The organism is Bradyrhizobium sp. Unk1, assembly GCF_059512345.1.
This window is the reverse complement of sequence record NZ_JCAMOP010000036.1, coordinates 94,251-100,250: the sequence shown is the minus strand read 5'-3', so window position 1 is coordinate 100,250 and position 6,000 is coordinate 94,251. Positions and strand designations below refer to the sequence as shown.

General features: G+C 60.1%; 5 protein-coding genes and 1 pseudogene. 3 read left to right on the top strand and 3 right to left on the bottom strand.

Going from position 1 to position 6,000, the window contains the following annotated elements:
- Positions 1-944 (top strand): annotated as a pseudogene (locus AC5ZFO_RS35315) (DUF3422 domain-containing protein); the annotation flags it as partial.
- 177 nt (positions 945-1,121) lie between these two features.
- Here the strand turns inward: AC5ZFO_RS35315 and AC5ZFO_RS35310 are convergent.
- Complete coding sequence (locus AC5ZFO_RS35310) at positions 1,122-1,409, bottom strand: hypothetical protein (RefSeq protein ID WP_496123238.1); 288 nt, start codon at positions 1,407-1,409, stop codon at positions 1,122-1,124.
- A 35-nt stretch (positions 1,410-1,444) separates the two neighbouring features.
- Positions 1,445-1,696 (bottom strand): hypothetical protein, encoded by a 252-nt coding sequence (locus AC5ZFO_RS35305; protein ID WP_496123237.1) that lies wholly within the window; start codon positions 1,694-1,696, stop codon positions 1,445-1,447.
- A 546-nt stretch (positions 1,697-2,242) separates the two neighbouring features.
- Here AC5ZFO_RS35305 and AC5ZFO_RS35300 point away from each other — a divergent pair.
- Together AC5ZFO_RS35300 and AC5ZFO_RS35295 are read left to right on the top strand one after the other, a co-directional pair.
- Positions 2,243-2,581 (top strand): outer membrane protein, encoded by a 339-nt coding sequence (locus AC5ZFO_RS35300; RefSeq protein ID WP_496123236.1) that lies wholly within the window; start codon positions 2,243-2,245, stop codon positions 2,579-2,581.
- Positions 2,560-4,215 (top strand): outer membrane protein, encoded by a 1,656-nt coding sequence (locus tag AC5ZFO_RS35295; protein ID WP_496123235.1) that lies wholly within the window; start codon positions 2,560-2,562, stop codon positions 4,213-4,215. The genes AC5ZFO_RS35300 and AC5ZFO_RS35295 overlap by 22 nt, the downstream gene beginning before the upstream one ends.
- A 540-nt stretch (positions 4,216-4,755) precedes the next feature.
- Here AC5ZFO_RS35295 and AC5ZFO_RS35290 read toward each other — a convergent pair.
- Positions 4,756-5,685 (bottom strand): DUF2493 domain-containing protein, encoded by a 930-nt coding sequence (locus AC5ZFO_RS35290; protein WP_496123234.1) that lies wholly within the window; start codon positions 5,683-5,685, stop codon positions 4,756-4,758.
- Between the last annotated feature and the right edge of the window lie 315 nt (positions 5,686-6,000).

The following is a 6,000-nucleotide window of genomic DNA, read 5'->3' as shown; positions in this document are numbered from 1 at the left end:
GGACAGTTGCTGGTCGCGATCAGGCTAGAAGTGGAGCAGGACGCCTCGCCGACCAGGCGGGCCGAACAGATTTTTGACAAGAACAGCCTGGCCATGATTGCCACAAAGAGCGGCGCGGGCGTTGCGGCCTCAGACTTCCGCGTAGACGAAAAAGGCTTCACGAAAATCCTCGTCTGCGACCTCGGGTTGACGTCGCACGATCTCGGCGCGCTGGTGCAACGGCTCCTGGAAATCGAGACCTACCGTCCATTGGCGCTGCTTGGCCTGTCGGCGGCCCTAGAGCTTGCACCATCTGTTGATCGTATCGACCGCCGTCTTGTTGAGGCGCTCGAGAAAATGCAAAGCGGTGAGGGGCTGCAGTTCAACAACCATCTGCTTGCCGAGCTGACGGCGCTGGCCGCATCCTTCGAGAGAGGCGCGACCGGCAGCCTGTTTCGCTTCGGCGCCAGCAGGGCCTATAACGAGCTGGTGCAATCGCGACTGTCCATCATTGAAGGCAACGATGTCTCGGGCTACCCAACCTGGTCGTCGTTTCTGGCACGCCGGATGGCGCCGGCGATGCGAACCTGCGCGACTGTGGAGGATCGTCAGGCGACTCTGTCGGTCAAGCTCGCGCGTGCCGCCGATCTGTTACGAACCCGGGTCGACGTCGAAATCGAACGACAGAATCGTGACCTATTGCAGGCTATCAACGAGCGCGCGAGACAGCAACTTCGGCTGCAGTGCACGGTCGAAGGATTGTCGGTCGCGGCGATAGATATTATGTGGTCAGCCTGTTTAGCTATCTTGCCAAGGGCGCGCATGATGTCGGACTGCGCGTAGAGCCCTGGTTCCTGACCGCAGCCTTCGTGCCGATCGCGGTCGGCGTGATCTGGCTGGTGAGTTACAATGTCCGAAAGCGACACCTCAAGCACGACGACGCGCCCTCGGTGACATGCGACTAAAGCTCCTTGCGGGAATCGGTGCGTCCGTCCTGCGAAGCTCGCCCGGTCGGGATGCGACGCTGCCGCAAGATCGCGGCCGGCTCCTGCGCAAGGTAATGCCCCGCCCGGACCAGCCGGGCGAGGCATTGTGGATCTGGTCCAGTCCCGACGGTCGACGCGACGCCTTCACTGGCGCTATCATTGCCGGGCAGGTCCGGCTACGGCCATTCCAGTGAAGCAAATGAACGCTGTGATGCTGACGGCAATGGCACCCCCGACGGCAAATATCGTCTGCCAGATTGGTGATGTCACCGTCATCAGGGCGATTCCATATGTGGCGATATAGCCCGCGACGGTAGCGGGCGCGACGTAGAGAAGGTTGGTCAGGAGCCGAACCCAAGCCCATGGCGCGAGAGCGAGCGCAAGCCGGGCGACACCAAAGCTCGCACCACCCGCCACGAGGCCCGTCACGATGCCGCCAAGCATGCCGGCGCCGGTGTGGAAGGCCCAGATGCCGATCGTCAGGCCACGAAGAGGGGCAGTGCGAAAGCAGCAAGCAGGAACACCAGCCAACAGAACAAGCCGATGACGAGGATAATGAGTGGTGGTCCGAGGATGATCATGGCGGTGGGCTCCGTGAGATAGACGTCTGACGGCTGCGCCTTCCACCACCACCACGGCGCGCGCGACACTATAGCAGGAAACTCAGCGACCGGATCGTCACAAATCCAGTTGCGCGATTTTTTGTTATTAGCGCGGAGCTTGCGCTCCAAGGGCTCGTGCAATCGGCATTTGACCCTTTGTGATCTTCAAGTGGGCGCCTGCTGTTTGAAATCACCTAGCGCAATCAGTTTCAGGAAAGTCCTGTGTTCTTCTCCATTTCGGCTGCCACTCCATCGTGTGTGTTGCTTTTGAGCATCGGGGTCACGATCGCCACTCACTCCGAAGCCCCGGTTGTTTTCCCTTCGGCGGCGCTTTGGCGCGCAACTATTCCCACGCAATTATAAACGTTAACGTTGCGTATTGGATCTGCCCTCGCGCATGTCGGGCTATGGAGAGACTGTCGGAAGCTCAGATTGTCAAATTTGAGACAACGTCGGCAAGTCGACGCGACAAACTCTTCCGAAGACCGCGCAAAGCTACGAATTCAGTTCGGCACGCGGCTTGCTTCATCCGGGAAATCATCACCAATCTTCGTGCGGTGATCCTCGGGACGGACCTGGCGCGCGTTACCGCGTGTCTGGTCTGCTCCGACGATTTGTCGTGCGGCAATACTTAAGGAGCCAGGTCGTGAGCTGGGAAGTGCAGGACAAACGTTGATGAGAATTATTTTTTGTGGTGCGACAACAATTGCGCTCGTCGCAAGCAGCGCAGCGAAGCCGGCGGACCTTGAGCAACAACTTCAACTGCCACAGGCGGTGTGGAACTGGTCTGGAGGCTATATTGGCGGGCACGCCGGCGGTGGGTACGGCCGCACCTCCTTCAGCAATCCATACGGTCCATCAATCTATGGCGGCATCGTCGATACCCCGGCGTTCCTTGCAGGTGGCCAGATCGGTTACAACTGGCAGAACAATAGCTGGGTGTTTGGCATCGAGCTGGATGCCAGCGGTGCTGCCTCCGAGGGCACAAATACATGCCTCGCCCCTCGGGCTTAGTTGTGAGCGCAAATTGCAAGGCAGGTCCGAGCCTCTTTGCCACCGGGACCGGTCGCGTCGGTTACGCCTTTGGCGCGCTCGGACACACGCTGGCCTATCTCAAGGCAGGCCTAGCTTGGCAAAACAATCGGGGCGATGTGGTCAACAACTATGAAGGCGGCTGGCCACAGGGCAGAACGCATTTCGACTATGGCCGGGTCGGTGGCGCCATCGGGCTGGGCGTCGAGCAAGCCCTAACGCCTGCATGGTCGGTGAAGGTCGAATATGACTATCTGCATTTTGGCGGGCCGAGTGTCGCGACGGCTGCGACAGTGCAGTTTCCGCCGTTTGCGATTCTGCCGGCGAACACAACAAGCCTGACCAGTAACTATCACATCGGAAAGATTGGCCTGAACTACCACTTTGGTGCGGACCAAGAGGCCGCACAATGGTCCGATGCGCCGCTGTATGCGAAATCAGCCGGCAGCGTACCACCCATTTTCTACGCGCCCGGCTGGTCCTTCGAAGGCGGCTCGCGGCTCTGGCTGAGCCGGGGACGTTTCCAGTGGGATCACAGCGCAGTTCGGTACGGCTGGCCTGAAGACCCCAGCATACTGGGATCGAGGCTCACTTATCATGGACTGGACGGACTTTCCGGGGAGTTATTCGGCCGTGTTGACAGTCCCTGGGGAGTTTTCTTGAAGAGCAATCTTGGTATCGGGCGGTTCAACAAAGGAAAAATAAATAATGAAGATTGGATACCCGAGGACGGACTTTCCTACATCAACAATCTTTCCGGCCAGTCAAACGGAAGGTTCACCTATTACACAGCTGACGTCGGTTACGACTTCCTGCGCAGCAGCGACTACAAGGTCGGCGGATTTATAGGCTGGACCTATTACGGCCAGAGTTCGGACTCGACCGGATGCATGCAGGTGGCTAACCCGCTGTATTCGTGTTTGACGTCGGGTGACAACAGGGTCATCGGCGGAGAGGATACTCAATGGAATGCGCCTCGGATCGGCCTGAGCGCCGAAACCATGCTGACCGAGCGTTGGCGCCTGAACGCTGATGTCGCTTACCTGCCCTGGACCGATTTCATCGGTCGAGACTATCACCTCTTGCGTCCCGCCACTACCTTCACGGAACAACGCGGCAGTGGTGGTGGCGGCGTCCAGCTTGAAGGCGTGCTGTCCTACTTCATCACGGATAACATCAGCGTCGGCGTTGGTGGTCGCTATTGGGCCATGTGGACCAAAAAGGACAGCGACTCTTTGTGCACAGCAGCGGCTGCGTCGGTGACCCGCGCATGCTTGCGAAGTACAGCATGGAGCGCTGGGGTACATTCTTTCAGGCCTCTTACAAGTTCGACTCAAAGACTTGATCTCGGCCGGCTCGAGACTACTTCACGAGCCATCCAGGCCAGCTCGTGGGCATCGACGTCGGCGCCAAACAGGACGCCGACGTCGTGGGTAATGATGGTGAAGCACCTCGGAATCGAGCAGAGCTCAGCTTGCTTGCAAAGAATGAGTGCCAGCCGGTGCGAGCCCCACACGCCTCTCGACTCCCTTCCTGCCCGCAAAAGCCTCAGTGCCGACACGCTTGCACCCAACACCCAGCCTTCCTTGTCCAATCTCCTTCGATCGTCTCCATGAGAATAGCAGTAAGTGTCAGCGCTTTCACTTCGCTCTTGAACAATAGTTTATGCAAGCATCCTCAAGTTGAGGAAACGCCGCAACGTTTTGGGTTGGCTCGGAAACGAGAAGCTGCGCGCGATCGCGTGTTCGTGGCACTCAACAAGCCACAATTCCCACCGACGTATGGTAGTTATTCCGAAGCGCCTGCCTCACGTGCAGCCAACAACAGTTGATTGCGGGACGAAAGGCACCATAGAATCTAACCTAATTCGCCAGACGAACGATCGATGGTGGCGACGGATATCAGCGCGACACTCAAGAATGGACGCCGCAGAGGTCACATCTTGTTCAAAACCTCATGCCAACTAGCAGTCGGTCGTCGCGGCCGGATGTACGCCGTGGCATCTTGAACCCTGGCTTTCATGCCAGGGTTTTTCGTGTGATCCGAGCGAACCCGGTGCAAGGCTGCGGCGAACGCATGTGGGCCGCGGCTGGTGGCACGATCAGCGGCATCGAGCGAGCCGGAGAACTCCTGGTCATTAGAATTTGCGGCAGCGCTCACGCGCCGCCGAACTTCCAGACCGGGATGCCGAGCTTCTTGGCCTTATCGGCGAGGTTGTCCTGGATGCCGGTGCCGGGGAAGTGCATCACGCCGATGGGTAGCGTCTCCAGCAGCGCATCGTTGCGCTTGAACGGGGCGGCCTTGGCATGCTTCGCCCAGTCGGGTTTGAAGGCAATCTGCGGAACCTTGCGGTTGTCGGCCCACTTGGCGGCGATCAGTTCGGCGCCTTTGGGCGATCCGCCGTGCAGCAGCACCATGTCCGCATGCTTGGCGTGCACCTGGTCGAGTTTAGCCCAGATCAACCGGTGATCATTGAAGTCGAGCCCACCGGTCAGGGCGACCTTCGGCCCGGGCGGCACGAGCACCTGGTTGTCGGCGCGCTTCTTCGCGGCCAGGAAATCGCGACTGTCGATCATCGCGGAGGTCAGATTGCGGTGGTTGACCTTCGACCCGTTGCGCGGCCGCCAGGCGGAATGGGTGTGGCGTTCGAACTCGGCGGCGGCCTGGTCGCGCATCAGCTCGAAGGCGTTGCGTCGCTCGATCAGCGTCTGCCCTTCTGCCGTCAGTGGCTCCAGCTCGACGGATTTGATTTCGCTGCCATCCTGCTCCCGCTGCGAGCGCTGCTGCGCCAGCTCGTTGTCGTCCAGCTCGCGCTCGATCCTGTCGATGGCGCGATGGAAGACGTTCACCGTCGACCAGAGCAGGTCTTCGAGGTCGGGCTCAAGACGGGTATCGGTCAGCGCCACCACGAGAGCATCGAAGATGTCGGCGACGCTGCCGGCGAGGACTTGCGCTTCGGGAAGGTGTCGGGGATCGGGCTCATCGTGGAAGGGACGGTAGCCATAGAGCTGGAGTTCCTGGAGGAACTGGTCGGTCGGGGATGAGCTTTGGTGCGGCTCGAAATCGTTGTCGTGGTCGGTGGTCATTGCGGCTTTCCCTGGTCGGATCGACCGCGCCCATCGCGGCCTTCATGGCGACGAAGGCGGCAGGCGGAACGGATTTGCACCCGCAGCGCGAGCTGTGGGCCGGAGCCTTGGCGGAGGACCGAAGGGGGCCGACTATTTTGCCTCACGATGTAAAGGCGGCTCTGCCGCCGACGGAAAATAGTCGGCCCACGAGGTTGCCGGTCCGGGCCGCTTGCCGCCCGATCGCCCTCTTAAGAAGGCCCTGGGAGCGGTCCTCTCCGGCACCGAGGGAAGCATGATCACCGGCCACGCGGTAACGAAGCAGCCGCCTCGCCC